Annotated in this window: 21 protein-coding genes and 1 pseudogene; 16 read left to right on the forward strand and 6 right to left on the reverse strand. The window is 57.2% G+C overall.

Annotation, left to right across the window (positions count from 1 at the left end):
- The first annotated feature begins 23 nt into the window (after positions 1-23).
- Positions 24-2,225 (forward strand): annotated as a pseudogene (locus GOV91_RS05635) (response regulator).
- Positions 2,226-2,304: 79 nt separating this feature from the next.
- Here the strand turns inward: GOV91_RS05635 and yaaA are convergent.
- The 3 genes from yaaA to GOV91_RS05650 all read right to left on the reverse strand — a co-directional run bounded on the left by yaaA (position 2,305) and on the right by GOV91_RS05650 (position 5,614).
- Positions 2,305-3,075: a peroxide stress protein YaaA gene (gene yaaA / locus GOV91_RS05640; protein ID WP_171234747.1), complete on the reverse strand. Its 771-nt coding sequence runs from the start codon at positions 3,073-3,075 to the stop codon at positions 2,305-2,307.
- A gap of 133 nt (positions 3,076-3,208) precedes the next feature.
- Positions 3,209-5,248, reverse strand: a complete 2,040-nt coding sequence (gene recQ / locus GOV91_RS05645) for a DNA helicase RecQ (protein WP_171234748.1) — start codon at positions 5,246-5,248, stop codon at positions 3,209-3,211.
- A 78-nt stretch (positions 5,249-5,326) separates the two neighbouring features.
- Entirely contained in the window at positions 5,327-5,614 is a 288-nt protein-coding gene (locus GOV91_RS05650) for a YggT family protein (RefSeq protein ID WP_171178365.1), read from the reverse strand.
- Between the two features lie 127 nt (positions 5,615-5,741).
- On the opposite strand from GOV91_RS05650, the gene GOV91_RS05655 reads away from it, so the two are divergent.
- From GOV91_RS05655 to smpB, 10 genes are all read left to right on the forward strand, one after another.
- Positions 5,742-7,109 carry an MFS transporter gene (locus GOV91_RS05655; RefSeq protein ID WP_171178363.1) on the forward strand — a complete coding sequence of 456 codons (1,368 nt, stop codon included), beginning with the start codon at positions 5,742-5,744 and terminating at the stop codon, positions 7,107-7,109.
- Positions 7,106-7,969 (forward strand): penicillin-insensitive murein endopeptidase, encoded by an 864-nt coding sequence (gene mepA, locus GOV91_RS05660; RefSeq protein ID WP_171178361.1) that lies wholly within the window; start codon positions 7,106-7,108, stop codon positions 7,967-7,969. The genes GOV91_RS05655 and mepA overlap by 4 nt, the downstream gene beginning before the upstream one ends.
- Complete coding sequence (locus GOV91_RS05665) at positions 7,942-8,826, forward strand: esterase-like activity of phytase family protein (protein ID WP_171234749.1); 885 nt, start codon at positions 7,942-7,944, stop codon at positions 8,824-8,826. The genes mepA and GOV91_RS05665 overlap by 28 nt, the downstream gene beginning before the upstream one ends.
- 91 nt (positions 8,827-8,917) lie before the next feature.
- A complete protein-coding gene (locus GOV91_RS05670; RefSeq protein WP_171234750.1) occupies positions 8,918-9,565 on the forward strand; it encodes a queuosine precursor transporter in 648 nt (215 codons plus the stop codon).
- Between the two features lie 263 nt (positions 9,566-9,828).
- Entirely contained in the window at positions 9,829-10,248 is a 420-nt protein-coding gene (arfB, locus tag GOV91_RS05675) for an alternative ribosome rescue aminoacyl-tRNA hydrolase ArfB (protein WP_171234751.1), read from the forward strand.
- Positions 10,249-10,305: 57 nt separating this feature from the next.
- A complete protein-coding gene (locus GOV91_RS05680) occupies positions 10,306-11,052 on the forward strand; it encodes an SDR family oxidoreductase (protein WP_171234752.1) in 747 nt (248 codons plus the stop codon).
- A gap of 81 nt (positions 11,053-11,133) precedes the next feature.
- Entirely contained in the window at positions 11,134-12,150 is a 1,017-nt protein-coding gene (locus GOV91_RS05685; RefSeq protein WP_171234753.1) for a P1 family peptidase, read from the forward strand.
- Positions 12,151-12,263: 113 nt separating this feature from the next.
- Positions 12,264-12,677, forward strand: coding sequence for a cytochrome c family protein (locus tag GOV91_RS05690; RefSeq protein ID WP_171093120.1), 414 nt, complete (start codon positions 12,264-12,266; stop codon positions 12,675-12,677).
- A gap of 198 nt (positions 12,678-12,875) precedes the next feature.
- Positions 12,876-13,418: an isopentenyl-diphosphate Delta-isomerase gene (gene idi / locus GOV91_RS05695; protein WP_171234754.1), complete on the forward strand. Its 543-nt coding sequence runs from the start codon at positions 12,876-12,878 to the stop codon at positions 13,416-13,418.
- 58 nt (positions 13,419-13,476) lie between these two features.
- A complete protein-coding gene (gene smpB, locus GOV91_RS05700; protein ID WP_171178347.1) occupies positions 13,477-13,953 on the forward strand; it encodes an SsrA-binding protein SmpB in 477 nt (158 codons plus the stop codon).
- Here the strand turns inward: smpB and glpK are convergent.
- From glpK to panB, 3 genes are all read right to left on the reverse strand, one after another.
- Positions 13,950-15,428 (reverse strand): glycerol kinase GlpK, encoded by a 1,479-nt coding sequence (gene glpK / locus GOV91_RS05705; protein ID WP_171234755.1) that lies wholly within the window; start codon positions 15,426-15,428, stop codon positions 13,950-13,952. The two genes, smpB and glpK, sit on opposite strands and share 4 nt — an antisense overlap.
- A gap of 69 nt (positions 15,429-15,497) precedes the next feature.
- Positions 15,498-16,349, reverse strand: a complete 852-nt coding sequence (gene panC / locus GOV91_RS05710; RefSeq protein ID WP_171234756.1) for a pantoate--beta-alanine ligase — start codon at positions 16,347-16,349, stop codon at positions 15,498-15,500.
- Entirely contained in the window at positions 16,346-17,185 is an 840-nt protein-coding gene (gene panB / locus GOV91_RS05715; RefSeq protein ID WP_171234757.1) for a 3-methyl-2-oxobutanoate hydroxymethyltransferase, read from the reverse strand. Before panB ends, panC begins: the two co-directional genes overlap by 4 nt.
- A 170-nt stretch (positions 17,186-17,355) precedes the next feature.
- Between panB and GOV91_RS05720 the strand changes: the two genes are divergently transcribed.
- The 5 genes from GOV91_RS05720 (at position 17,356) to GOV91_RS05740 (ending at position 23,371) form a co-directional block, all read left to right on the forward strand.
- Positions 17,356-18,843 carry an ABC transporter substrate-binding protein gene (locus tag GOV91_RS05720; RefSeq protein WP_171234758.1) on the forward strand — a complete coding sequence of 496 codons (1,488 nt, stop codon included), beginning with the start codon at positions 17,356-17,358 and terminating at the stop codon, positions 18,841-18,843.
- Positions 18,844-18,977: 134 nt separating this feature from the next.
- Positions 18,978-19,976 (forward strand): hypothetical protein, encoded by a 999-nt coding sequence (locus GOV91_RS05725; protein WP_254440601.1) that lies wholly within the window; start codon positions 18,978-18,980, stop codon positions 19,974-19,976.
- Positions 19,977-20,016: 40 nt separating this feature from the next.
- A complete protein-coding gene (locus tag GOV91_RS05730; RefSeq protein ID WP_171234760.1) occupies positions 20,017-20,964 on the forward strand; it encodes an ABC transporter permease in 948 nt (315 codons plus the stop codon).
- A complete protein-coding gene (locus GOV91_RS05735; protein WP_171234761.1) occupies positions 20,961-21,776 on the forward strand; it encodes an ABC transporter permease in 816 nt (271 codons plus the stop codon). The genes GOV91_RS05730 and GOV91_RS05735 overlap by 4 nt, the downstream gene beginning before the upstream one ends.
- Positions 21,773-23,371 (forward strand): ABC transporter ATP-binding protein, encoded by a 1,599-nt coding sequence (locus tag GOV91_RS05740; protein ID WP_171234762.1) that lies wholly within the window; start codon positions 21,773-21,775, stop codon positions 23,369-23,371. The genes GOV91_RS05735 and GOV91_RS05740 overlap by 4 nt, the downstream gene beginning before the upstream one ends.
- Positions 23,372-23,383: the final 12 nt, after the last annotated feature.

A 23,383-nucleotide genomic window follows, 5' to 3' on the forward strand; every position in this document is an offset into this window, starting at 1 on the left:
GCGCACGTCTGGCGGCCGAACGTATGCTGGCCCTGAAACAGGCCGAGCTTTCGGCGGCCAACCGTAAACTGGGCCAGCATGCGATGGCATTGACCAAACGCATTGGTGAGACGCAGGCCGAGGTTGAAACCGTCCGCGACGAGAATGAGAAGGTAAAATCCGACCTGACCGTCGCGAATGACAAGATCGAGGTGGCTGAACGCCGTGGGTGGCATTCTATCCAAACCATTCAGGACGGGTTTGCCTTTTTCGACGGCGATGGCAGATTGATCGGAGCCAACACCGCTTATCTAAGTGTTTTTGATGGTTTGGATGAGGTGGTACCTGGGATAACATATCCCCGCATTCTAGAATTGTTGACAACCGAAGGCATTGTCGACATCGGCGATGACACGGCTGATGCGTGGCGCGCCAGGATGCAGGCACGCTGGAAACGCGCTAATCCTCCGCCCATCGTACTGCAACTGTGGAACGGGCAATACATCCGCCTGATTGACCAACGGGGAAATGGTGGTGACGTGGTTAGTCTTGCGCTCAACATCACGGCGTCGGTTCGGCATGAGACCGGACTGACAGCCGCGCGCGAGCGTGCCGAGGCGGCCAACCGCGCAAAGTCAGCATTTTAGGGCAACATGAGTCATGAAATCCGCACTCCGATGAATGGTATCGTCGGGATGAGTGAGCTGTTGGACGAAACCCCTTTGAACGAAGAACAGCGTCTGTACGTCAACACCATCCGCAATTCAGGTGAAGCCTTGCTGGTCATCATCAATGACGTGTTGGACTACTCGAAGATTGAAGCGGACAAGCTTGTTCTTCATCCTGAACATTTCGATCTGGAACGCTGCATTCTCGAGGTTGCGATGCTCTTGCAACCCAGTGTGCGCGACAAGGGCCTGACACTACTGGTGGATTACGACCTGTTCCTGCCCACTCTGTTTGTTGGTGATCCCGGACGGATACGACAGGTTCTGACCAATTTGGTTGGCAACGCGGTCAAATTCACGTCCGAAGGGCATGTTCCAATCCGGGTCACGGGTGTGCCCCACCCGGATAAACAGACCTGCGACATCCATGTTGCCATCGAAGATACAGGCATCGGTATCGAGGCTGAAAAAATCAGTCACATCTTTGGCGAGTTCAATCAAGTTGAAGACGAGCGCAACCGCCAATTCGAAGGTACAGGGCTGGGCTTGGCTATCACAAAACGGCTGATTTCAATGATGGGCGGCACTGTTTGGGTGGAAAGCGAACTGGAGCTTGGGTCCTGTTTCGGGTTTCGCATCTCTCTGCCCACCGCCGAAGGCAAGCAACCCGAGCCGCCGAATCTGGCAGATTGCGTCAAACACGTGATGGTGGTCGAAGATCTGGCCGTAAACCGGGCAATTCTGGCGAAACAGCTAGGCCAGCTGGGTGCTGAAGTGACTGTCTGCGCGTCGGGCAGAGAGGCGCTGTCCTTGATGAATGATCAGATAGAGCTGGTGCTGAGTGACCATGATCTGCCTGACATGGATGGGCTGGACCTTGCGACCTCACTCAAGGATCGGGGATGGGGTGACTTGCCGATCATTGTGATGTCCGCAAATCCCGCATTGATCCACGCCCATCCGGCGCGCGACCTCGTAAGTGGCGTTCTTCAGAAACCCATTCCCCGATCAGAGCTGTATGCCAGGTTGATGACTCTGAAAGCCTCACCGCAATCTGATCGAGCGCCGCAGCAGACAAAGTCAGAGTCTAATAAAAAGGATTCCGGATCAAAAACGCTCCGGCGAATGAAGATTCTTGCAGCCGAAGACAACCGCACTAATCAATTGATCCTGAAAAAGATGCTCAAGACTTTGAACATTGACCTACGATTTGCATCTCATGGGTTTGAGGCGGTTGATATCTATCAGAAGTTCGAGCCTGACTTGATTTTCATGGATATTTCAATGCCCAAGATGGACGGCAAACAAGCCACTGCCGAAATCCGTAGGCTCGAAGTTGAAACCGGCCGACACGTCCCGATCGTTGCCCTGACCGCGCACGCGATGGCTGGGGACGATGAGGGGATATTATCGGCAGGACTCGACCACTATTTGACCAAACCGCTGCACAAAACCCTCATTCATCAGATGATCTTGAACCACCAACCCAGTAACGTGAGACCTGTTGATAAATCCGAACCCGAAGAGTTCATCACAAACCGCTGCGATCAAAAACAGGTTCCTGCTTCATCTGGCTAAAAATACCTCGGGGAGCGCGAGGGGCTGGCCCCCCGCTTCCTTCCGTGGCCGCAACCGCGACCAGGTGTTTCAATGATGTTCAGGCTGTATAGGGCCTGACAAAGACCGGTTTGTCCTCTTCAGACAGGTCAGGACGGTATTCATACCCACCAGTGTCAAATTCCAGCAGGGCCTTTGGGTCGGTCAGACGGTGCTGAACGATATATCGCGCCATGGCACCGCGAGCCTTTTTGGCAAAGAAACTTACGATCTTCGGGGTCCCGTTCTTGTCTTCCATAAACACCGGTGTGATGACCCGCAGTTTCAGCGCTTTCAAGTCAACCGCGCCAAAATACTCCTGACTGGCGCAGTTGATCAGAAAGTCACTTCCAATCTCTGTACCTTGGGTATTCAGCGTTTTGCTGAGTTGGTTGCCCCAGTATTCATACAGGTTCTTGCCGCGCCGAGTTTTCAGCTTGCTGCCCATCTCCAGCCGGTACGGCTGAATCGCATCCAATGGGCGCAGCACACCGTACAGCCCTGACAGAATGCGCAAGTGGTCCTGGGCCCACGCCAGTTCCTCGGCATCCAGAGAACTGGCCTCAAGCCCTTGGTAAGTGTCGCCAGCAAAAGCAAGCGCGGCAGGGCGCGTGGCCTCGGCCTCGGGCGTATCCGAAAAGGTGCGATAGCGGTCGCGGTTCAGGCGTGCCAGATCGTCGCTCAGGTTCATCAACTTTTTCAGATCGCCAAGTGTCAGGTTGCGGGCTGTTTTAGATAACCGGATCGCGTCATCCTGAAAGTCGGGTTGTGTGACCGCGACATCCCGCTCTGCCCAGTCCAGCCGCTTGGCCGGGGAAATCACTACCAGCATATCCGCCCTCTTTCCTTACCTGCTTTGGTGTATCTAGGTCGTTTTGCGTGTTACCAAAAGAGCATTTGTCGCAAGGCGCGGTCGACCATAGGGGGAGGCAGCGTCTTTTGACACGATTGAAACGTAAAACGAACTAGCCCGCCTCACGCAGCACGTCCAGAAAGGCAGCGCCAAACCTTTCGTGACGTCGATCACCCAGCACCGTCTCGATCCCGCGTGGGTCATCGGGGCGCATTTGCGCCACCTTTGCCAGTTGCGAGGCAGAACAGGTCAGTGGCTTATCAATCCCCTCGGGACCACGCGACAACTGAGATTGCACTTCGAGTAAACGGTCATAGATCTCACCCTGATCGCGCCCGGCCAGTTTGCGCCGCGCAGGGTGAACGGCCTCGACCGCGCCTACAATGACTTCAAGGAAAGTGTCGCCATAGCGTTCCAACTTCTTGGCACCAACGCCGCCAATTCGAGCCATGTCATCCAGTGTTGTGGGTCGGTTTTCAGCCATTTCGATCAAAGTGCGGTCTGGGAAGATGACATAGGCCGGCACGCGCGCAGACTCAGCCAGTGCTCGGCGTTTCGCTTTAAGTGCCGACAGCAGCGGAGCGTCTTCTTCGGATACCATGGCTTTCACTGCGGGTCGGCGCGTGGCTTTTCGGATCGTATCTTTGCGCAGATTAATCTGCGCCTCGCCTTTCAGGATCGGCTTGGCAGCTTCGGTCATGCGCAATGCACCGTGGCGCTCTGGATCTGGGCGGACCAGATCATGCCCCATCATCTGCCGGAAAATCGCCTGCCACTGAGGGCGCGACCAGTCTTTGCCGATGCCCCAAGTGGACAGATCGTCGTGACGACGCGCGCGGATTTTGTCGGTCTCGTTCCCCAGCAGAATATCGATCAGATGGCCCGCGCCAAACCATTCCTCGGTGCGCAGGATACAGGAAAGGGCCATACGGACGGGGGTGGTGCCGTCGAAGACCTCGGGCGGGGTGTCGCACAGGTCGCATTTGCCACAGGGCGCAGCCTGTTCACCAAAATAGTCCAGTAAGGTTTGACGACGGCATTCCAGCGCTTCGGCCAAGCCCAACAAAGCATTCAGCCTGGCATGATCTGCCATGCGACGCTCGGGCGGGGCCAGCCCCTCGTCGATCTGCGATCGCCGAAGGCGGATATCGTCAGGGCCGAACAGGGTAAGCGTTTCGGCAGGGCCTCCGTCACGGCCCGCGCGCCCTATTTCCTGATAATAGGCCTCGATGGATTTGGGCAGGTCAGCATGGGCCACCCAACGGATATCGGGTTTGTCGATGCCCATGCCAAAGGCCACGGTGGCCACAACTATCAGACCGTCCTCGCGGGCGAAGCGGGTTTCGACGATGCGACGATCCTCGGGGTCCATGCCACCGTGATAGTGGCAGGCTGTGTGCCCTTCGTCGCGCAGAGCCTTAGCCAACACTTCGGTCTTGTTGCGGGTGCCGCAATAGACGATGCCGGATTGGGTTTTGCGTGCGGCTGCAAAATCGAGGATTTGTTTGCGCGGCCCGTCCTTGGCTGCAAAGGCCAGATGGATGTTAGGCCGATCAAAACCCCGCAGAAACTTGCGCGGTTCGATGCCGTCAAACAGTTTTTCGACAATCTCGTCTTGCGTCTCTGAATCCGCCGTGGCGGTGAAGGCTGCAAGAGGAACGTTCAGCGCGCGCCGAAGTTCACCGATCCGCAGGTAATCTGGACGAAAATCGTGACCCCATTGGCTGACGCAATGCGCCTCGTCCACGGCGATCAGGCTGACATTGATCCGGCGCAGCATGCCCAACGCCGACCCGGCGGCCAGACGTTCAGGCGCCATGTAAAGCAGTTTAAGCCGCCCAGCTTCCAGGGCTTCCCACACCGCGTCGGTCTCTTCGGGTGTGTTGCCCGAGGTCAGTGCCCCGGCTTCAACCCCGGCTTCCTGCAGTCCGCGCACCTGATCACGCATCAAGGCGATCAGTGGTGAAATCACCACCGTCACCCCGTCGCGCAGCAAGGCAGGAAGTTGATAACACAGGGATTTCCCGCCCCCGGTCGGCATGATCGCAAGCACGTTTTCGCCGGCGGTCACGGAATCGACAATCTCTTCCTGTCCGGGGCGGAAGTCATCGAATCCAAAGACATCTCGCAGCAGGGGTGCGGAGTCGAACATCTGCGGGGTTGCCCTGTTTTAAGGTTTGTCTGCTCTTAAGACAGGACAATCACATACTAAGATTTGGTGAACAAGAGGTCAGTAGAAATAGGGTGCATTGTTGATCAGGATGATCCGCAGCGCATAGACCCCGATCAGGACCACCAAAGGTGTTAGATCCAGCCCGCCCATATTGGGCAGGATGCGACGGATGGGGCCGTAAATAGGCTCTAATATGCGGTTCAACCCGTACCAGATTTGCGCAACCAGTTGCTGGTGCAAGTTGAGCACCTGAAAGTTTATCAGCCAGCTCATGATCACATGGGCCAGAATGATGAACCAGACAACGTCCAGGATCAGCAGCAGGATTTGGATCAGCGACAGCATGGGTTCTCCGTTTTCTTGTTCGCCGAGACCTAAGCACCACAGCGGCAAAGAGCAAGTGCCTGACACTCAACGCTTGCGAATTGAACCAAACCCCCGTCTTATAAACACAACAATAACAGAGGCAGAAATGGCAGAGATTTCCAAACGCAAGCGCATCTGGGGCTGGTGGTTCTTTGACTGGGCCAGCCAGCCGTATCACACGCTGTTGGTCACCTTTGTCTTTGGCCCATATTTTGCCGGGGTGGCAGCCGGGTATTACGCGAACAGTGGGCTGAATGCCGAAGCCGCAGCCGCGCAGGCACAGACGGTCTGGGCGAACTGTTTGACGATCACAGGGTTGATCATTGCCTTTGGCGCGCCTTTGCTGGGGGCGATGGCGGATGTGTCAGGACGGCGCATTCCGTGGATCTTTGCGTTTTCGGTTATGTACGCGGTTGGATCCGGTGCGTTGTGGTACACGATGCCCGATGGCTCGAACATGTGGCTGATGCTGTCGGCCTTTGGGCTGGGTTTCGTGGGCGCGGAATATGCGCTGATCTTTATCAATTCCCAGCTACCTGATTTGGGCGACGACAGTGAAGTGGGCGAGATTTCGGGCTCGGGCTTTGCATTTGGCTATTTCGGCGGCCTGATCTCACTGGCGATCATGTTGGCGCTGTTTGTGGAACAGGCGAACGGCAAAACACTGATCGGGATGGAGCCTGCCTTGGGTCTAGATGCGGCGACCCGGGAAGGCACACGTTTTGTCGGCCCGTTTACGGCTGCTTGGTTCATTCTGTTTATGGTGCCCTACTTCCTGTGGGTGCGCGATGACGCACCAAGTGAAAAAACGGGCAGTGTGGGTGAAGCGCTGCGGCTACTGGCGAAATCAGTGTCTAACCTGCGTCATCGCGTCAGTCTGGCCAGCTACCTCGGTTCGTCGATGTTCTACCGCGATGCGCTGAACGGGCTTTACAGTTTTGGCGGTGTTTATGCGCGGCTCGTGCTTGAGTGGGATTTGATCAAGATCGGCGTCTTCGGGATTGTCAGCGTTTTGGCAGCGGCGGCATTTTCCTGGTTCGGCGGCAAGCTGGACAAGAAATACGGCCCCAAACCCGTGATCATCGTTGCGATCTGGGTTCTGATATTCGTATGCGCCACTGTGGTCATGATGGATCGGACGCAAATCTACGGCATCCAGCTCGAAGAAGGGTCAAGCTTGCCGGATATCGTTTTCTTCGGCTGCGGTGTGTTGATCGGTGGTATGGGCGGTATTCTGCAATCGGCCAGTCGCTCGATGATGGTACGCCACACAGATCCGGAGACGCCGGTCGAAAGCTTTGGTCTCTATGGCCTGTCAGGGCGCGCGACTGCTTTTGCTGCACCGTTGATGATCGGGATTGCAACAACCGCAACCGGCAGTGCGCGTCTGGGGGTGTCACCGATCATTCTGTTGTTTATTCTAGGGCTATTCCTGATGCGCTGGGTCAGACCGGAAGGGGATCAGAGCAGATGATTATACAGCGTTTTTTGATAATTTTGGCCGCGCTTACTATTGCGAGCACAGCGGCGGCAGAGCCTCTGGCAAAGCAGTTGTTTGGGGCACAAAAGGTCAGTTCACAACAAAAAGCAGCAGCCTTCGGCAGTTATTCGCGCGGATGCGCTGCCGGTTCGGTGCAATTGCCGGAAACCGGACCAACGTGGCAGGCCATGCGCCTGTCTCGGAACCGCAATTGGGGGCACCCAGAGGCGATTGATTACGTGAAGGACCTCAGCAAGTTTGCGGCGCGACAGCCGGGTTGGAATGGTCTCTATATCGGGGATATCAGCCAGCCACGGGGTGGTCCGATGACGTCGGGCCATCGGTCTCATCAGTTGGGTCTGGATATCGATATCTGGATGCTGCCGGGCAACAACATGCGCCTCAGCCGCAAAGCGCGCGAGAATATCTCGTCCATTTCGTTGCGACGCGCGAACGGTGCCTTTGTAAACGGGAATTGGACGAAACAGCACCATGCAGTTTTGCGCGAGGCCGCAAAAGACAAGCGCGTTGCGCGCATCTTCGTGTTTCCCGGTGCCAAGGTGCAGATGTGCAACGACGAAAAAGGCAACCGTGCCTACCTGCGCAAGATCAGACCATGGTGGGGGCATCATTATCATTTTCACGTCCGTCTGAAATGCCCCCGAGGGTCGAAAGGCTGCGTCAACCAGGACCCGCCACCCAAGGGCGATGGCTGCGCACAGGCGCAGGAATGGGTAAACAACATCCTCAATCCGCCGCCACCTGATCCAAACGCCCCAGCCCCCAAGAAACGCCGGGAGTATGTTCTGGCCGATTTACCACAACAATGCGCAGCTGTTTTGCAATCCAACTAACCGCCTTTCTGTTTGTGGCTACGGCAGTCGCCGCGGTCGAGATCAAGGCAGCCACTTATCTGCACAGCTTCGAGTGGCGTGATCCGGCAACCTGGTTCGGGGGGTTCTCGGCATTGCAGGTTTCGGGTGATGGTCAGCAAATTCTGGTGCTGAGCGACCGGGCCAGGATGGCGACCGCGCAAATAGAACGGGACAGTGATCGGATCACCAACATTCGTGTTTTGGATCAGTGGCGGATCTTATCCAGCCAAGGGCACATCATGAAGGGTGGTGTCGGCGACTCCGAAGGGCTCGCATTGGCGCCAAGTGGTGGAGTTTACATCTCGTTCGAAGGGGTGCACCGGGTCGCGTATTATGCAGCACGGGGGGCAAGGTCGCGAGTTTTGCCTCGGTTGCCCGAGTTTGACGACCTCGCCGACAACGGGTCGTTCGAAGGTCTTGCCATTGATGCACGCGGCTGGCTTTACACGATCCCGGAAAAAGACCGTACCGCTGACGGGGACATCCCGGTTTACCGTTGGAATGGCGATGCATGGTCGATCCCTTTTGTATTGCCACAACGCGAGGGTTTCAAACCAGTCGGCGCTGATTTCGGCCCGGACGGGAAATTTTACCTGCTGGAGCGTAAGCTTGGATTCATCGGGTTCCGCTCTCGGCTGCGTCGATGGGAGGTGACGGATGACGTTCTCAGCGCCGAAGAAACCCTGTTCGAAACCGCAGCAGGCATACATGACAATCTCGAAGGGGTGTCAGTCTGGCGCGACGGTCAAGGCCGTTTGCGGGCTACGATGATCTCGGATGACAACTTTCTGGCCCTGCAGCGGACCGAATTGGTGGAATATTTGCTGCCCGATTGACTCGGGGCCTCCAAGGGTCTAAACGCACGGCTTGCCTTGGGACGGTCCCTTGGCCAAGTCGCCGCTACCTTGTCAAAACGGGCATCAAAACATGCAACGCGCTTACATTCCCGGCATCATTGCCATGGCCGCCATTGTTGTGGCCTCAAACATCCTGGTCCAGTTTCTGATCCTTGACGGTCTGTTGACCTGGGGTGCTTTCACCTATCCGCTGGCTTTTCTGGTCACGGACATCATGAACCGCGTCTATGGCGTGGGACCAGCTCGCAAAGTCGTGTTCGCCGGGTTTGTCACCGGCATCATTTGTTCGCTGATCGGCAGCCAGATCATGCTGCAAGGCGACGGGTTTGAATACGCCGCCGTTCCATTGCGGATCGCAGTCGCCTCGGGCACAGCCTTCCTGATCGCGCAACTGACCGACGTCACAGTGTTCAACGCCATGCGCGGTGGCCGCTGGTGGCGCGCGCCTTTGGTATCGACACTGGTGGGCTCGGCGCTCGATACCGCCATCTTCTTCACTATCGCGTTCTCGGCCTCGGTCACCTTCTTCGGAGCCAACGCCGACGCCGCAATCAACTGGGCGTGGGAGCCTGTGCCGTTCATGTTGTCCGGCCCAATGGCCCCGTTATGGGTGACGTTGGCTTTTGCGGACTGGTTGGTGAAGCTGTCGCTGGCGCTGATTGCTTTGATCCCGTTCAAAGTCATTGTTGCCCGGCTGACCGCCGTACAGGCTGCGTAAAAAAGTGCTTTGAGAATGGCGCATCTTGTGTCAGGCTCAAAGTTAACCGCAACAGATAGAAAAGGAGGTGATCCAGTGTCAAGAAAGAGATTGGAGAGAGGTGTCGGAACAACCGGGGGGAAAGCCTGCTAGGGCAGCCCTTGGCGGAGCGCTCGCTCCGGCTGGTCGATTGATCTAACCGACCCGACCTCCTGAACTTTCGAAGGGCCGTCCCAAAGGGGCGGCCCTTTCTGTTTCCATCCGTGCCCTGTAAGGTCCGGCCCATGTTGCGCATCTCCGACGATATCATCCTGCAAGACTGGGAAATGACCGAAAGCTTCGTACGCTCTTCCGGACCCGGTGGGCAGAACGTCAACAAAGTCTCGACCGCAGTTGAACTGCGGTTCGAAGCCGCGCGCTCTCCCTCTTTGCCGGATCCGGTCAAGAGCCGCTTGAAACGACTGGCCGGGCGGCGCTGGACCAAAGAGGGCGCAATCATCATCCAATGTGAAGAAACCCGTTCTCAGGCGCGTAACCGTGACATTGCGCGCGCACGGCTGGCCGAACTGATCACCCGTGCGCTCGTTAAACCCAAACGGCGCATCGCAACCAAGCCGACCTATGGGTCGGTCAAGCGCAGGTTGGCGGCCAAGAAGGCGCGCGGCGACGTTAAAACACTGCGGGGCAAGGTCTCGGAAGAATGATCTGGCATCTTTTCGATGCGTTGTTACTCTGCCCCTGACAGGCAGGAGGGTAATGCCATGAGGCTGGAGGGAAAAACCGCAATCGTAACCGGTGGCGCATCCGGGTTCGGCGCAGGGATCGTGCAAAAATTCCTCGAAGAAGGTGCGCGCGTCATGATTGCGGATATCAATGGCGAAGCGGCGCTGGATCTTGCAAACACCCTGGGTGAACAGGCAATCGGACACCAGGTTGACGTTGCAGACGGCGCGTCGGTTCAAGCCATGGCAGATACCGCAAGGCGTCAGTTCGAAAATCTGGACATTCTGGTGAACAATGCAGGTGTCACGCATTTGCCGACCCCGCTCGAAGATGTCGCCGAAGACGATTTCGACCGACTGTTCAATGTAAACATGAAATCGGTCTATCTGACCGCCCGCGCATTTGTCCCGGCGATGAAAGCGCGCGGGGCGGGTGCGATCCTGAACGTGGCCTCAACGGCTGGGTTATCCCCGCGTCCCAACCTGAACTGGTATAACGCCTCAAAAGGCTGGATGATCACGGCAACCAAGACCATGGCCGTGGAACTCGCCCCGACCGGTTTGCGTGTAAACGCGATCTGTCCTGTGGCCGGAGAAACACCGCTGCTGAAATCCTTCATGGGCGAAGACACGCCCGAGATGCGCGCCAAGTTCCTGTCGACCATTCCACTGGGCCGCTTTTCCACACCAGAAGACATGGCCAACGCCGCCTGTTTCCTCTGCTCGGACGAGGCCAGCATGATCACCGGTACAGCGCTTGAGGTTGACGGTGGCCGCTGTATCTGATCCGTTCTTCATCTGGCCAAAAATACCTCCGCCGGAGGCAGCGCGCTTGCGCGCTTTGCGGCCTCAACCTCAAGGCCAAGAATGACCCCCGGACCCAAGAACCTGATCACCGATATTCCCGGCCTGACTGTCGGCAACGCACAGGACGACACAGTGAAATCCGGGACGACCGTTTTGACGGCACAGGCCCCGTTTGTGGCTTCGGTCCACGTGATGGGCGGCGCGCCCGGAACGCGCGAAACCGAACTTCTTGCATCAGACAAAGCTGTGACACATGTGGATGCGATTGTGTTGTCTGGCGGCTCTGCCTTTGGCCTGGACGCCTGTTCCGGCGTCTCGGACGGACTACGCAAAATGGGACGAGGGTTTCCAGTAGGTGACGTTAATGTTCCCATTGTTCCCGGGGCGATCTTGTTTGACCTGCTCAACGGTGGTGACAAAAACTGGGAGGACAACCCCTATCGTGCCCTGGGTCGCACAGCGTTCGAGGTGGCTTCGGACCGCTTCGATCTCGGTTCAGTAGGTGCGGGAACCGGAGCTTTGGCTGCGATGCAAAAGGGCGGGCTGGGCTCTGCTTCGTTAATTCTGGACAGTGGCATCACTGTTGGCGCGCTGGTTGCAGCCAATCCGTTGGGCAGTGTGACCACACCGGGTGATCAACATTTCTGGGCGGCACCTTTTGAAATCGGCAACGAATTTGGCGGTTTAGGGCCTGATACCAATGCCGCTCTTGGTACTCCGCAAGCAAGCCTCAAGGCGCAGGCGATGAAATCTGCAGACCCGGCTAAGACAAATACGACCATTGCCATCGTCGCAACCGATGCAGCCTTGACCAAGCCCCAATGTCAGAGGATGGCCGTTGCCGCCCATGACGGCATTGCGCGTGCGATTGTGCCCGCCCACACACCGGGCGACGGCGATCTGGTTTTTGCCGCCAGCACCGGTGTTCGACCCTTATCAACCGAAGCTGAACTGGGGCGCATCGGTCATGCAGGTTCGGTTTGTCTGGCGCGGGCTATTGCGCGGGCGGTGTACCTGGCGACTCCGGCAGCGGGCGACCTTTTGCCGTGCTGGTCCGAGGTACATGACATAAGTTAAGGACATCCCTTTTGTCGCAGTGGCACAGTAAGCCCGCGCGGCAATCTGCGCGTTGACTCTTTTTTGCGCCGAAGGTCCATTCGGTGCAGCCATTTTGTATCGGAGCACAAGCTATGAATCGCATCCTCGCTACCGCAATTGTCGGCCTTCTGGCACTGCCCGCCTATGCTGAAGGCGATGCCGAAGCCGGCAAGAAAGCCTTCAACAAATGCAAGTCCTGCCACCTGATCGCTGACCCGGAAGGTGAAGTGATTGTCAAAGGCGGTAAGACTGGGCCCAACCTGTATGGAATCGCGGGCCGCACGGCTGGGACATATGAAGGCTTCAAATACGGTGACAGCATCGTTGCCGCAGGGGAAAAAGGCCTGGTTTGGGACGAGACGACCTTTGTCGAATACTCGCAAGATCCCAAAGCATTCCTGAAATCTTATCTGGATGACACTGCTGCCAAGTCGAAAATGACCTTCAAGCTGAAAAAAGGTGCTGAAGACGTCTATGCCTATATCGTCAGCGTTTCAGGCGAATAAGCCTTAACGCACGGTGCTAAAGCACATGGACTAAAGGCCGCAGCCCCTGCGGCCTTTGGTGCGATTGATACCCAAGTGAATAGAAGCCACTTTGGTACTGACGGGAGATGTCAAATCGCGTCGTACAGCCAGCCTGTTCAGATGGCAGCTAAATTCAAACCAGCGCCGGGCAGACGGATTGGCAACGGGAGAGGACAGATGGGAATTATGATCCCGGCCTGGGTCGATGGCCAATTGACCCCTGTGGACAAGCTCGAAGCGCACGAAAAAGGGCTCAAGCACAAGGCTGTGTCCGTGTTTGTTGTTCGCGGAACGGAAATTCTGCTGCAACGTCGCGCAATGGGCAAATACCACACGCCCGGCCTTTGGGCGAACACCTGCTGCACGCATCCGGATTGGGATGAAAGCTCGTCAACCTGTGCCGTGCGACGTCTGCGCGAAGAACTTGGGATAACGGGTCTTTATCCAGAATACCGGCACCGTCTGGAGTACCATGCAGATGTGGGCAACAACATGGTCGAGAACGAAGTTGTCGACGTCTTTCTGGCCCATGTTCGCGGCCCACTGAAAATCGAGCCTAACCCGGACGAAGTCATGGACATTCGCTGGATCGATTATCACGATCTTCTGGCGGAAGTGGCCCGCCATCCGGATCGTTTCACGCCATGGCTCAAGATCTATCTGCACAAATATGCTGACACGATTTTTGGCCCTGATCTGATCATTTCTGCCAAATCGTGACGCAGTTGGGAAAACCCTGCCTTGCAAGGTCGGCGCAAGCCGCCTAAATCAACGCGTCATGGCCAAACAGAAGACAGACCCGAATTATAAGATAATCGCCGAAAACCGGCGCGCTCGCTTCGATTACGCGATCGAAGAGGATATCGAGTGCGGTATCGTCCTGGAAGGGTCCGAGGTCAAATCCCTGCGCGCAGGCGGGTCGAACATCGCCGAAAGCTACGCTTCGGTCGATGATGGAGAACTGTGGCTGATCAACAGCTACATCGCGCCCTACGAACAGGCCAAAGTGTTTAAGCACGAAGAACGCCGACGCCGCAAGCTGCTGGTGTCACGCAAGGAATTGTCGAACCTGTGGAATGCGACCCAGCGCAAAGGAATGACGCTGGTGCCGCTGGTTCTGTACTTCAACCACAAGGGCCGGGCCAAGCTGAAGATCGGGATCGCCAAGGGCAAGAAGATTCACGACAAGCGGGAAACTCAGGCCAAGCGGGATTGGTCACGTCAGAAACAGCGCTTGTTGAAAGACCACAGCTAGAACGCCATTGCGGCCTGTACGGCACGTTGCCAGCGGCCGTAAGTTGCGTCGCGTTCGTCTTGCGCTTGCGTCGGTTCAAAGCGACGGTCCAGCGCCCATGTTTCGGCAAAACCGGCCTGATCCGGAAAAATTCCGGCTTTCATCCCGGCCAGCCATGCAGCACCCAGCGCAGTTGTTTCCTGCATCACCGGACGGTCCACTGGTGCGCCCAGGCAGTTGGACAGACCTTGCATGGTCCAGTCAGAAGCGCTCATCCCGCCATCGACACGCAGAGTCACGTTGGTTTCGGCACCCCAGTCGCCTTGCATTGCATGCCACAAATCTCGTGTTTGAAAGGCAATGCTTTCCAGCGTGGCGCGGGCGATCTCGGCCCGACCCGAGTTGCGGGTCAGACCAAACATCGCACCACGGCAATCGGGTTTCCAATAGGGTGCACCCAGCCCAGTGAAGGCAGGCACCAGAATTACGTGTTGGTTCGGGTCCGCCCGCGTTGCCAGATCCCCGCTTTGAGGGGCCGACTCGATGATCTGTAGCGCGTCACGCAACCACTGCACCGCCGCCCCCGCGATAAAGATCGACCCTTCCAGCGCATAGGTGCGCTGACCGTCCAACTGATAGGCAATTGTCGTCAGCAGGCGATTTTTCGATTCAACTGGCTGTGCACCCGTGTTCAGAAGCGCAAAGCAGCCCGTGCCATAGGTCGATTTCATCATGCCGGGTTGGAAACATGCCTGCCCGATGGTGGCGGCTTGCTGGTCACCCGCAACGCCCAGAATGGGTATTTCGCCACCGAACTCCGCAGTGGAGCCAAAGTCCGAGGCGCAATCCCGCACTTCGGGCAAAAGGTTCAGCGGCACATCCAGCAGATCGCAGATCTCGGTACTCCATGTGCCTTTATGAATGTCAAACAACAGGGTGCGCGCGGCGTTGGTGGCGTCGGTGGCATGAACACGGCCCTGGGTCAGGCGCCAGATCAGGAAACTGTCGACCGTGCCGAACAGCAAATCCCCGGCTTCGGCCTTGTCGCGGGCGCCAGAGACGTTATCCAGCAACCATTTGACCTTCGTCCCCGAGAAATAGGGGTCCAGCAACAAGCCGGTTTGGGCCGTGACGTCATCCTCGCATCCGGCTTGTTTGTAGCGGGCGCAGATGTCGGCGGTGCGGCGGTCCTGCCAGACGATGGCGTTGTGGATCGCTTTGCCGGTGTGTTTGTCCCAGACGACGGTCGTCTCACGCTGGTTGGTGATCCCGATCCCGACAATCTGATTGGCGGAAATGCCGGTGGTCTCCCTCACCTCGCGGCACACATGCAAAACGCTGGACCAGATATCCTCGGGGTCATGTTCAACCCAACCTTCCTGTGGGAAGTGCTGGGGAAACTCTTGTTGTGCGGTGCCTACCGGCTGCATTTGTGCGTCAAAAAGAATGGCGCGCGAAGATGTCGTGCCCTGATCGATTGCCAGAATATAGGTCATGTCCGCTCTCCCCCGGTCTCGTTTCGCGGGACTTTAGCGCAAACAACGGCGTAGGGGCCAGAGCAGAAATCAGGCTGAATCGACCGGGATATTGTCAATCAGACGGACGCCATCCGCCCATGCAGTGACGAACAGGCGGGCTGGCCTGTTGGCATTGGGCAGGCTTTCCAGCGTCTCGGCGCAGCGGAGATCAATGTATTCAACCTCGGAAAATCCGGCGGCCAGCAAGCGCGCTTTGGCATCTTGCGCCAAGGTTGCGAAATCACCGCCCTCCGCCAGGTTTTGGGCGACTTGTCGCATGACCTTGTGCATATGTTCCGCGATCTTCAACCCGTCAGATGAGAGCAGAAGGTTACGGGAAGACATTGCCAACCCTGAGGGTTCGCGCACGGTCGGGCAGCCAAAAACCTCAACGGGGATGTCCAAATCACGGGTCATGCGGCGGACAACTAAAAGCTGCTGGTAGTCTTTTTCCCCGAAATAGGCTCGATCCGCTTGGGTTTGCAGAAACAGCTTGGCAACAACCGTGGCCACGCCCTCAAAGTGCCCCGGTCGGAAGGGGCCTTCCATCATGTCGGTCAGGCCAGAGACAGAAACCGTGGTGGAAAAGCCTTCAGGATAGACTTCCTGCGGGTCCGGCACATAGATCGCGTCCACCTCGTAGGGAGCCAGTTTTTTGGCGTCTTCATGTTCAGTGCGGGGGTAATTTGCCAGATCCTCGGGTTTGTTGAACTGCTTGGGGTTCACAAAGATCGTCACGATGACCCGGTCGCAGCCTTCTTTCGCGGCCTGTGCCAGCGATAAATGCCCCTCGTGCAGCGCACCCATGGTGGGAACCACGCCGATCATTTCGTCATCGCGGTGCCATTCGGTGGTTTTGGCGCGCAGTTCGGCCAGAGACCGCAAAATCGGTGCTGTCATGCCTTAGGTCCTTTGGTCGGAGCCTGGTCGGAAAAGACATGTTCGTCTGCCGGGAAGGTCCTTGCACGCACGTCGGCGGCGTACTCTGCTATGGCAGCTTCGGCCAGTGGGCCGAGCTCGGCATAGCGTTTGACGAACTTGGGTTTGAAGGCGGTGAAAAAGCCAACCATGTCGTCCACGACCAGAATTTGCCCGTCACATCCAGCCGAGGCACCGATGCCGATGGTCGGAATCGCAACCTCTTCGGTGATTTGGTCGGCCAACTTTTGTGGAACTTTCTCTAGAACGACTGAAAACGCACCAGCCGAGGCCACGGCATGGGCATCGGCCATGACTGCTTCTGCCTGTCCGTCACGGCCCTGTACCTTGTAGCCACCCAGCGTGTTGATGGATTGCGGGGTCAGACCGATATGGGCCATCACCGGAATACCACGCTTGACCAGAAATCGGATGGTTTCTGCCATTTCAACACCACCTTCCAGCTTCACGGCCCCAGCACCTGTTTCTGCCATAAGGCGCGCGGCATTGCAGAAGGCATCGGCTGGAGAATGCTCATAGCTGCCAAAGGGCATGTCTATGACCATCATGGCCTTGTCCAGACCGCGCGCGACGGCCTGCCCATGCAGGATCATCATCTCCATCGTGACGCCAAGGGTAGATTCCAGGCCGTGCAGCACCATGCCAACGCTGTCACCCACCAGAACAAAGTCGCAATGCGCATCCATCAGACGTGCCATGGGCGTGGTATAGGCGGTCAGCGAGACCAGAGGCGCGCCACCTTTTCGGGCGCGAATATCCTCGGCATTCGGGGCTTTCTTGCGGGCGGTGGCGCTCATGTGTCGCTCCTGCAGGTATTATGTTGCAGTGCGGCATAGCAGACCGGATAGGTCCAAAGAAACCCCGGTTGCGCGAACATTCCCTTGATTGACCTCAGGTTTACAGGAAAACTGTTGATAAAACGGCTCTGAAATCAAGGGCACAACCAGTTTCACTAGGGAGAGTTCACATGACAAAATTCATGTTCAGGACATTTGCGTCGACCCTGGCGGTGGGCGTTGGTCTGCTTGCCACGCAGGCCTATGCCAAATCGGACATCACCATTGCGATGCAGCTTGAACCCCCGCATCTGGACCCCACCAGCGCGGCGGCGCAGGCCATTGACTCGGTGGTCTATACAAACATTTTCGAAGGACTGACCCGGTTCATGGGCGATGGCTCGGTCGTGCCCGGCCTAGCTGAAAGCTGGGAGATTTCTGACGATGGTACGGTTTATACCTTCAAACTTCGCGATGGTGTGACCTTCCATGACGGCACAACTATGGACGCGGAGGACGTCAAGTTCACCCTTGATCGCGCCACCGCCGAAGACAGCGCGAACGCCCAGAAGGCACTGTTTGCCGGGATTGAAAGCGTTGAAGTTGTTGATCCGCTGACCGTCAAAGTCACTCTTTCGGAACCAAACGGCAATTTCCTGTTCAACCTGGCTTGGGGGGATGCGGTCATTGTTGCGCCCGACAGCATCGAAAACATCAAGACCAACCCTATCGGCACCGGGGCCTATACCTTTGGCAACTGGGTGCAGGGCGACAGCATCACGCTGAACCGCAACCCCGACTATTGGGGCGATCAGCCTGCGTTAGAGACTGCAACGTTCAAGTTTATCTCGGACCCAACCGCCGCTTTTGCCGCCATGATGGCCGAGGATGTGGACGCATTCGACAACTTCCCTGCGCCGGAAAACCTGCCGCAGTTCGACGCCGATCCGCGTTTTCAGGTTCTGGTTGGTACAACCGAGGGCGAGACGATCCTGTCCACCAACAACAAACAGCTGCCGTTTGACGACATTCTTGTCCGGCAGGCCTTAGCTCATGCCATCGACCGGCAGGCGATTATCGATGGAGCGATGTTTGGCTATGGCACGCCGATTGGAACCCATTTTGCACCGCATCATCCGGCCTATGTCGATTTGACCGGCGAGTCCGCATATGACCCGGAACAGGCCAAGGCGCTGCTTGCCGAGGCCGGTTTTGAGAACGGGTTCGAAACTACGCTACACCTGCCGCCACCGTCTTATGCACGCCGGGGCGGTGAAATCGTTGCCGCGCAACTGGCCGAGGTCGGCATTACAGCCGAGATCATCAATGTCGAATGGGCGCAATGGCTGGAATCGGTATTCAGGGGCAAGGATTTTGGTCTGACGATTGTCAGCCATACCGAACCCATGGATATCGGAATCTATGCGCGGCCAGATTACTACTTCCAGTATGAAAGCTCTGATTTTCAGGCGCTAATGGATACGCTGAACGCCACCACCGATCCTGATGAACGCAGCCGTTTGTTGGGTGAGGCCCAGCGCCTGATCTCAACCGATTATGTGAATGGCTATTTGTTCCAATTGGCCAAGCTGGGCGTCGCAAAGGCCGGTGTGCAGGGGTTGTGGGCAAACGCCCCCACAGCAGCGATCGACCTGACACAGATCAGCTGGTCTGAATAATGCCTGAACCGGGGCTTTTTGGCAGGGCCCCGGTCTCACTCTCTTTTCGTGTGTCTCTCGTAATGGTCTTGTTTCGCGGTTTTTGTTTTCTTTTACTGGTCCTTTGCCTTTCGTCGATTGCGCCGGACAGGGGCTTGGCGCAAAACGTGTTGGGTGGGCGTCTGGATGCATTGACCGGCACGCCTGAAAACCCGCTTGACGTTGGCATAGGTATCCGCATCGACCAGATCACCAGCGTTGATCAAAAGGCCGAAAACTATGGCGCCGTTGTGGTTTTGCGGGTCGAATGGACGGATCCTGCGCTGGCTTTTGATCAGGCTGAGATCGGGCGCGAGATCCGGGTGTTCAACCCGCCGGATCTGGCAGATCATGCCGCCGATATCGGCACCGTTTTGCCCGCCTTTGTCATCCACAACCAGCAATCCAACAAGTGGATACACGAATCTGCGGCGTCCCTGCGGTACGACGGGCGCGTGGTTTATGTTGAGAAATCATCGCTGACATTACAGGCACCGCATTTTGATTTCCGTAAATACCCGTTCGACACACAGGAGTTCCACTTCGAAGTCGTATCAATCTTTCCCTCTGACTACGTGAAGTACCGCCCGCTAGAGGACTATTCGGGACTTGGCGATCTGTTGGGCGAAGAAGAGTGGATTTTGGACAATGCACGTCTGGAAGCAACCAAGGTCACAGGTTTGTCCGGCAGGGAAAGCGATCAGGTCGCGCTTGTTTTCGAAGGTAACCGGCACCTGACCTACTACGTCATTCGGGTTTTCTTGCCGATGCTGGTTCTGATTTCGGTCGGCTGGGCGCTGTTTTTCCTGGATGAATACCGCCGCAGGATCGAGATTGCGGGCGGCAATCTGCTGGTCTTTGTTGCATTTAACTGGGCGATCTCGGCAGATTTGCCAAAGCTGGGCTATCTGACCTTTCTGGATTTTGTCCTGCAATGCATGTTCCTGATGACCGGGGCCTTGATTGTGTTCAATGTGGCGTTGCGGAAACTCAAAGTGTCCGGAAGGGAAGGCACAGCGCGGACGTTGGACAATTACGCGATCAAGTGGATCTATCCTCTGGGCTATGCCGCAATCGTGGCCTACGCGGTTTTCGCCTATCTTCTGGTGCCTTAGATGCTGGACCCGCGCCGGATGTGACCCTAACGTGGTGCCAATGCTCCGCTATGCCTTTAAACGCCTGATTTCGCTGTTGATCAGCCTGGCCGTCGCCTCGGTCGTCATCTTCGCGGTGATCGAGGTCGCACCGGGCGATCCGGCGTCGTTCATGCTGGGTGTGAACGCGCAAGAGGATACGCTTGCCGCGTTGCGGACTGAGCTGGGCCTGGACGGGTCGAAAGTGCAACGGTACGTCAACTGGGTCGGCGGAATGCTGGTGGGGGATTTTGGTACGTCCTACACGTACCGCACGCCGGTGTCCCAGATGATCGCAGACCGGCTTTGGGTGTCGCTGCCGCTGGCACTTTATGCGCTGACTCTGTCAACCTTGATTGCGTTTCCCGCTGGGATCTACGCCGCCGCCCGCCGGGGCAAGCCGGGGGATCTGGCGGTAATGGGCGCCACTCAGTTGGGCATTGCCGTCCCCAATTTCTGGTTTGCGATGATGCTTGTGCTGATTTTCGCCATCAACCTGCGCTGGTTCAACGCCGGCGGGTTTGTCGGTTGGAGCAACGGAGTTTGGGCCGGATTGCATTCGCTGACCCTGCCCGCAATCGCGCTGGCTTTGCCACAGGCGGCTATCCTCGCTCGCGTGATGCGGTCGGCCCTGCTGGACATTCTGGGCGAGGATTTCATGCGGACGGCCCGGGCCAAGGGGTTGTCCCGCCGTCAGGCGCTGTGGCGGCACGGGGTACGAAATGCGCTGATCCCGGTGCTGACCATCATCGGCTTGCAGTTTTCCTTTCTGCTGGCCGGGTCGATCATCATCGAACAGGTGTTCTACCTGCCGGGCCTTGGGCGACTGGTGTTTCAGGCGATTTCGGCCCGCGACCTGATCGTCGTTGAATCTGTGGTTATGTTGCTGGTCTTTGCCGTGATCACCGTGAATTTTCTGGTCGATCTGGCTTATGCCGCCGTCGACCCAAGGCTGAGGAGCAGGACATGAGCCGCAACCTGTTTCTGGGCGCTTGTTTGTCTTCACTGGTGGTTTTAGCCGCGCTGATTTCGTTTGTCTGGACCCCCTATGATTATTCAGCACTGAGCATTCCAGAGAAGCTACAGCCCCCAAATGTGGAGCACTGGTTCGGTACGGATCACTTCGGGCGCGACATGTTTTCGATGATCATGGTCGGTGCGCGCACGTCCATTGCGGTGGCTTTGGTGGCTGTGGGGATCGGTATGGCGCTGGGCGTCCCCCTTGGCCTGACAGCCGCAGCCCGCAAAGGATCATGGTTGGATGAGGTCATCATGCGTGGTAACGATCTGGTTTTTGCCTTCCCCTCACTGGTCATCGCGATCCTCATCACCGCCGTGTTTGGTGCCGGCGCGATCAACGCCATCATTGCCATCGGCATTTTCAACATTCCCGTTTTTGCCCGTATCACCCGAGGTGCGGCCCTATCGCTGTGGGAGCGCGAGTTCATCCTTGCCGCTCGCGTGTCGGGAAAAGGGGCAGCGCGGATATCGGTCGAGCATATCCTGCCCAATGTCGCCAACTTGCTGATCGTGCAGGGCACCATCCAATTCAGCCTAGGTATTTTGGCTGAGGCCGGTCTGTCCTACGTCGGACTGGGGGCGCAGCCGCCCACGCCAAGTTGGGGCAGAATGCTGGCTGATGCGCAGACAATGGTCAGTTTTGCCCCGCATTTGGCTCTGATTCCAGGCGTGGCGATCATCGTCACCGTCTTGGGCCTGAACCTGTTGGGCGACGGGTTGCGGGATTGGCTGGATCCACGGATCAGGGTGGCGCGGGCATGAGTTTGTTGCGCATCAAGGACCTGTCACTGTCGATCCATGGGACATCGATCCTGAAACAGGTCGACCTGTCCATCGATTACGGTCAGATCGTCGCCGTCACGGGTGAGAGTGGTTCGGGTAAATCCATGACGGCCTTGGCAGTGATGCAGTTGCTTCCGAATGGTGCAAAGGTAGACGGCTTGGTCCAAATGGAGGGCGAAGATCTGCTGACCCGGTCCGAGGCCGAGATGTGTGCATTGCGCGGAGCATCCATCGGGATGGTGTTTCAGGAGCCGATGACAGCGCTCAACCCCGTTAAAACCATTGGCGATCAGGTGATGGAAACGATCCTGATCCATAAGGCGATGCCTCTGGCTCAGGCTAGAGCAAGGGCAGAAGAGGTTCTGACCCGCGTCGGTTTGCCTGCCGATCGGTTCCCTTTGTCCCGCTATCCGCATGAGCTTTCTGGTGGGCAACGACAGCGTGTAGTGATCGCCATGGCCATCGCCCTGCGCCCCAAGCTGTTGATCGCGGACGAGCCGACAACGGCGCTGGATGTCACCACGCAGGCGCAGATCCTCGATTTGCTCAAGGGGCTGGTGCGCGAATATGACATGGGTCTGTTGATGATCACCCATGATTTGGCTGTGGTTGCAGACATGGCTGACCAAATTACCGTCATGCGTCACGGGGAAGTGGTCGAAAGCGGCGCGACAAGTTACTTGCTACACAACATGCAGCATCCCTACACCCGTATGCTATTTGAGGCCTCCAGCCATCAGGTCACGCTGCCGGAACCGCCGCAGCCGCAGCCGTTACTGGAGGTGAGCCAGGTCGTGCGTGAGTATCGCCTGCCTCGGAAGGGCTTGTTTGACAGGACGCGTCATCATCAGGCTGTGGATGGTGTAAGCTTTACCCTCAACCGAGGAGAACGTTTGGGGCTTGTGGGCGAGTCTGGCTGCGGAAAATCGACCCTAACGCGGGCAATTTTGGGGTTGGAAGAGGTGCAATCGGGCCAGGTTCGACTGGACGGACAACCTGTGTTCACAGGTCACAAACCCAACCTTGCGGTGCGCCGGAAGATGCAGGTGGTTTTCCAAGACCCCTTTGGCAGTTTCAACCCGCGCCACCGCGTGGCGCGTCTGATCACCGAACCCTTCCATCTGCTAGATACTCCGCCGACCGGATCGGACCGTCAGGATCGGATCGCTGAGATGCTGACAGCGGTCGGCCTCAGCCCGGATGACTCTGGTAAGTACATTCACGAATTCTCGGGCGGGCAGCGTCAGCGGATTGCCATCGCGCGGGCGCTGATCATCCGACCTGAATTGATCCTGTTTGACGAAGCTGTCTCGGCGTTGGACGTGTCGGTCCGAGCGCAAATCCTTGATCTGTTGGCCGAGCTTTGCGAAGCGTATGACCTGACTTATCTGTTCATCAGTCATGACCTGAGCGTTGTGCGCACCGTCACCGACCGAGTGTTGGTAATGCGGTCCGGTCAGATCGTTGAACAGGGCGAGACCGATAAGGTCTTTGAGGCACCACAACACCCCTACACACAAACTCTGATTGCAGCCGCACCCCGATTGCCAGAGATTGAGATGGTATCGGCCTAATAAATGCTGATT

The sequence above is a fragment of the Ruegeria sp. HKCCA6837 genome (assembly GCF_013034475.1).
GTDB lineage: Bacteria > Pseudomonadota > Alphaproteobacteria > Rhodobacterales > Rhodobacteraceae > Ruegeria.

Bases quoted from the DNA above. Each gene is read 5' to 3' on its own strand.
- GOV91_RS05680 (WP_171234752.1), top strand. From the start codon at position 10,306: ATGAGGCTGGAGGGAAAAACCGCAATCGTAACCGGTGGCGCATCCGGG.
- GOV91_RS05665 (WP_171234749.1), top strand. From the start codon at position 7,942: ATGCGCAGCTGTTTTGCAATCCAACTAACCGCCTTTCTGTTTGTGGCT.
- GOV91_RS05735 (WP_171234761.1), top strand. From the start codon at position 20,961: ATGAGCCGCAACCTGTTTCTGGGCGCTTGTTTGTCTTCACTGGTGGTT.
- yaaA (WP_171234747.1), bottom strand. From the start codon at position 3,075: ATGCTGGTAGTGATTTCCCCGGCCAAGCGGCTGGACTGGGCAGAGCGG.
- GOV91_RS05685 (WP_171234753.1), top strand. From the start codon at position 11,134: ATGACCCCCGGACCCAAGAACCTGATCACCGATATTCCCGGCCTGACT.
- GOV91_RS05655 (WP_171178363.1), top strand. From the start codon at position 5,742: ATGGCAGAGATTTCCAAACGCAAGCGCATCTGGGGCTGGTGGTTCTTT.
- idi (WP_171234754.1), top strand. From the start codon at position 12,876: ATGGGAATTATGATCCCGGCCTGGGTCGATGGCCAATTGACCCCTGTG.
- smpB (WP_171178347.1), top strand. From the start codon at position 13,477: ATGGCCAAACAGAAGACAGACCCGAATTATAAGATAATCGCCGAAAAC.
- GOV91_RS05740 (WP_171234762.1), top strand. From the start codon at position 21,773: ATGAGTTTGTTGCGCATCAAGGACCTGTCACTGTCGATCCATGGGACA.
- GOV91_RS05690 (WP_171093120.1), top strand. From the start codon at position 12,264: ATGAATCGCATCCTCGCTACCGCAATTGTCGGCCTTCTGGCACTGCCC.
- recQ (WP_171234748.1), bottom strand. From the start codon at position 5,248: ATGTTCGACTCCGCACCCCTGCTGCGAGATGTCTTTGGATTCGATGAC.
- GOV91_RS05670 (WP_171234750.1), top strand. From the start codon at position 8,918: ATGCAACGCGCTTACATTCCCGGCATCATTGCCATGGCCGCCATTGTT.
- panC (WP_171234756.1), bottom strand. From the start codon at position 16,349: ATGACAGCACCGATTTTGCGGTCTCTGGCCGAACTGCGCGCCAAAACC.
- GOV91_RS05720 (WP_171234758.1), top strand. From the start codon at position 17,356: ATGACAAAATTCATGTTCAGGACATTTGCGTCGACCCTGGCGGTGGGC.
- mepA (WP_171178361.1), top strand. From the start codon at position 7,106: ATGATTATACAGCGTTTTTTGATAATTTTGGCCGCGCTTACTATTGCG.
- panB (WP_171234757.1), bottom strand. From the start codon at position 17,185: ATGAGCGCCACCGCCCGCAAGAAAGCCCCGAATGCCGAGGATATTCGC.
- GOV91_RS05730 (WP_171234760.1), top strand. From the start codon at position 20,017: ATGCTCCGCTATGCCTTTAAACGCCTGATTTCGCTGTTGATCAGCCTG.
- GOV91_RS05650 (WP_171178365.1), bottom strand. From the start codon at position 5,614: ATGCTGTCGCTGATCCAAATCCTGCTGCTGATCCTGGACGTTGTCTGG.
- glpK (WP_171234755.1), bottom strand. From the start codon at position 15,428: ATGACCTATATTCTGGCAATCGATCAGGGCACGACATCTTCGCGCGCC.
- arfB (WP_171234751.1), top strand. From the start codon at position 9,829: ATGTTGCGCATCTCCGACGATATCATCCTGCAAGACTGGGAAATGACC.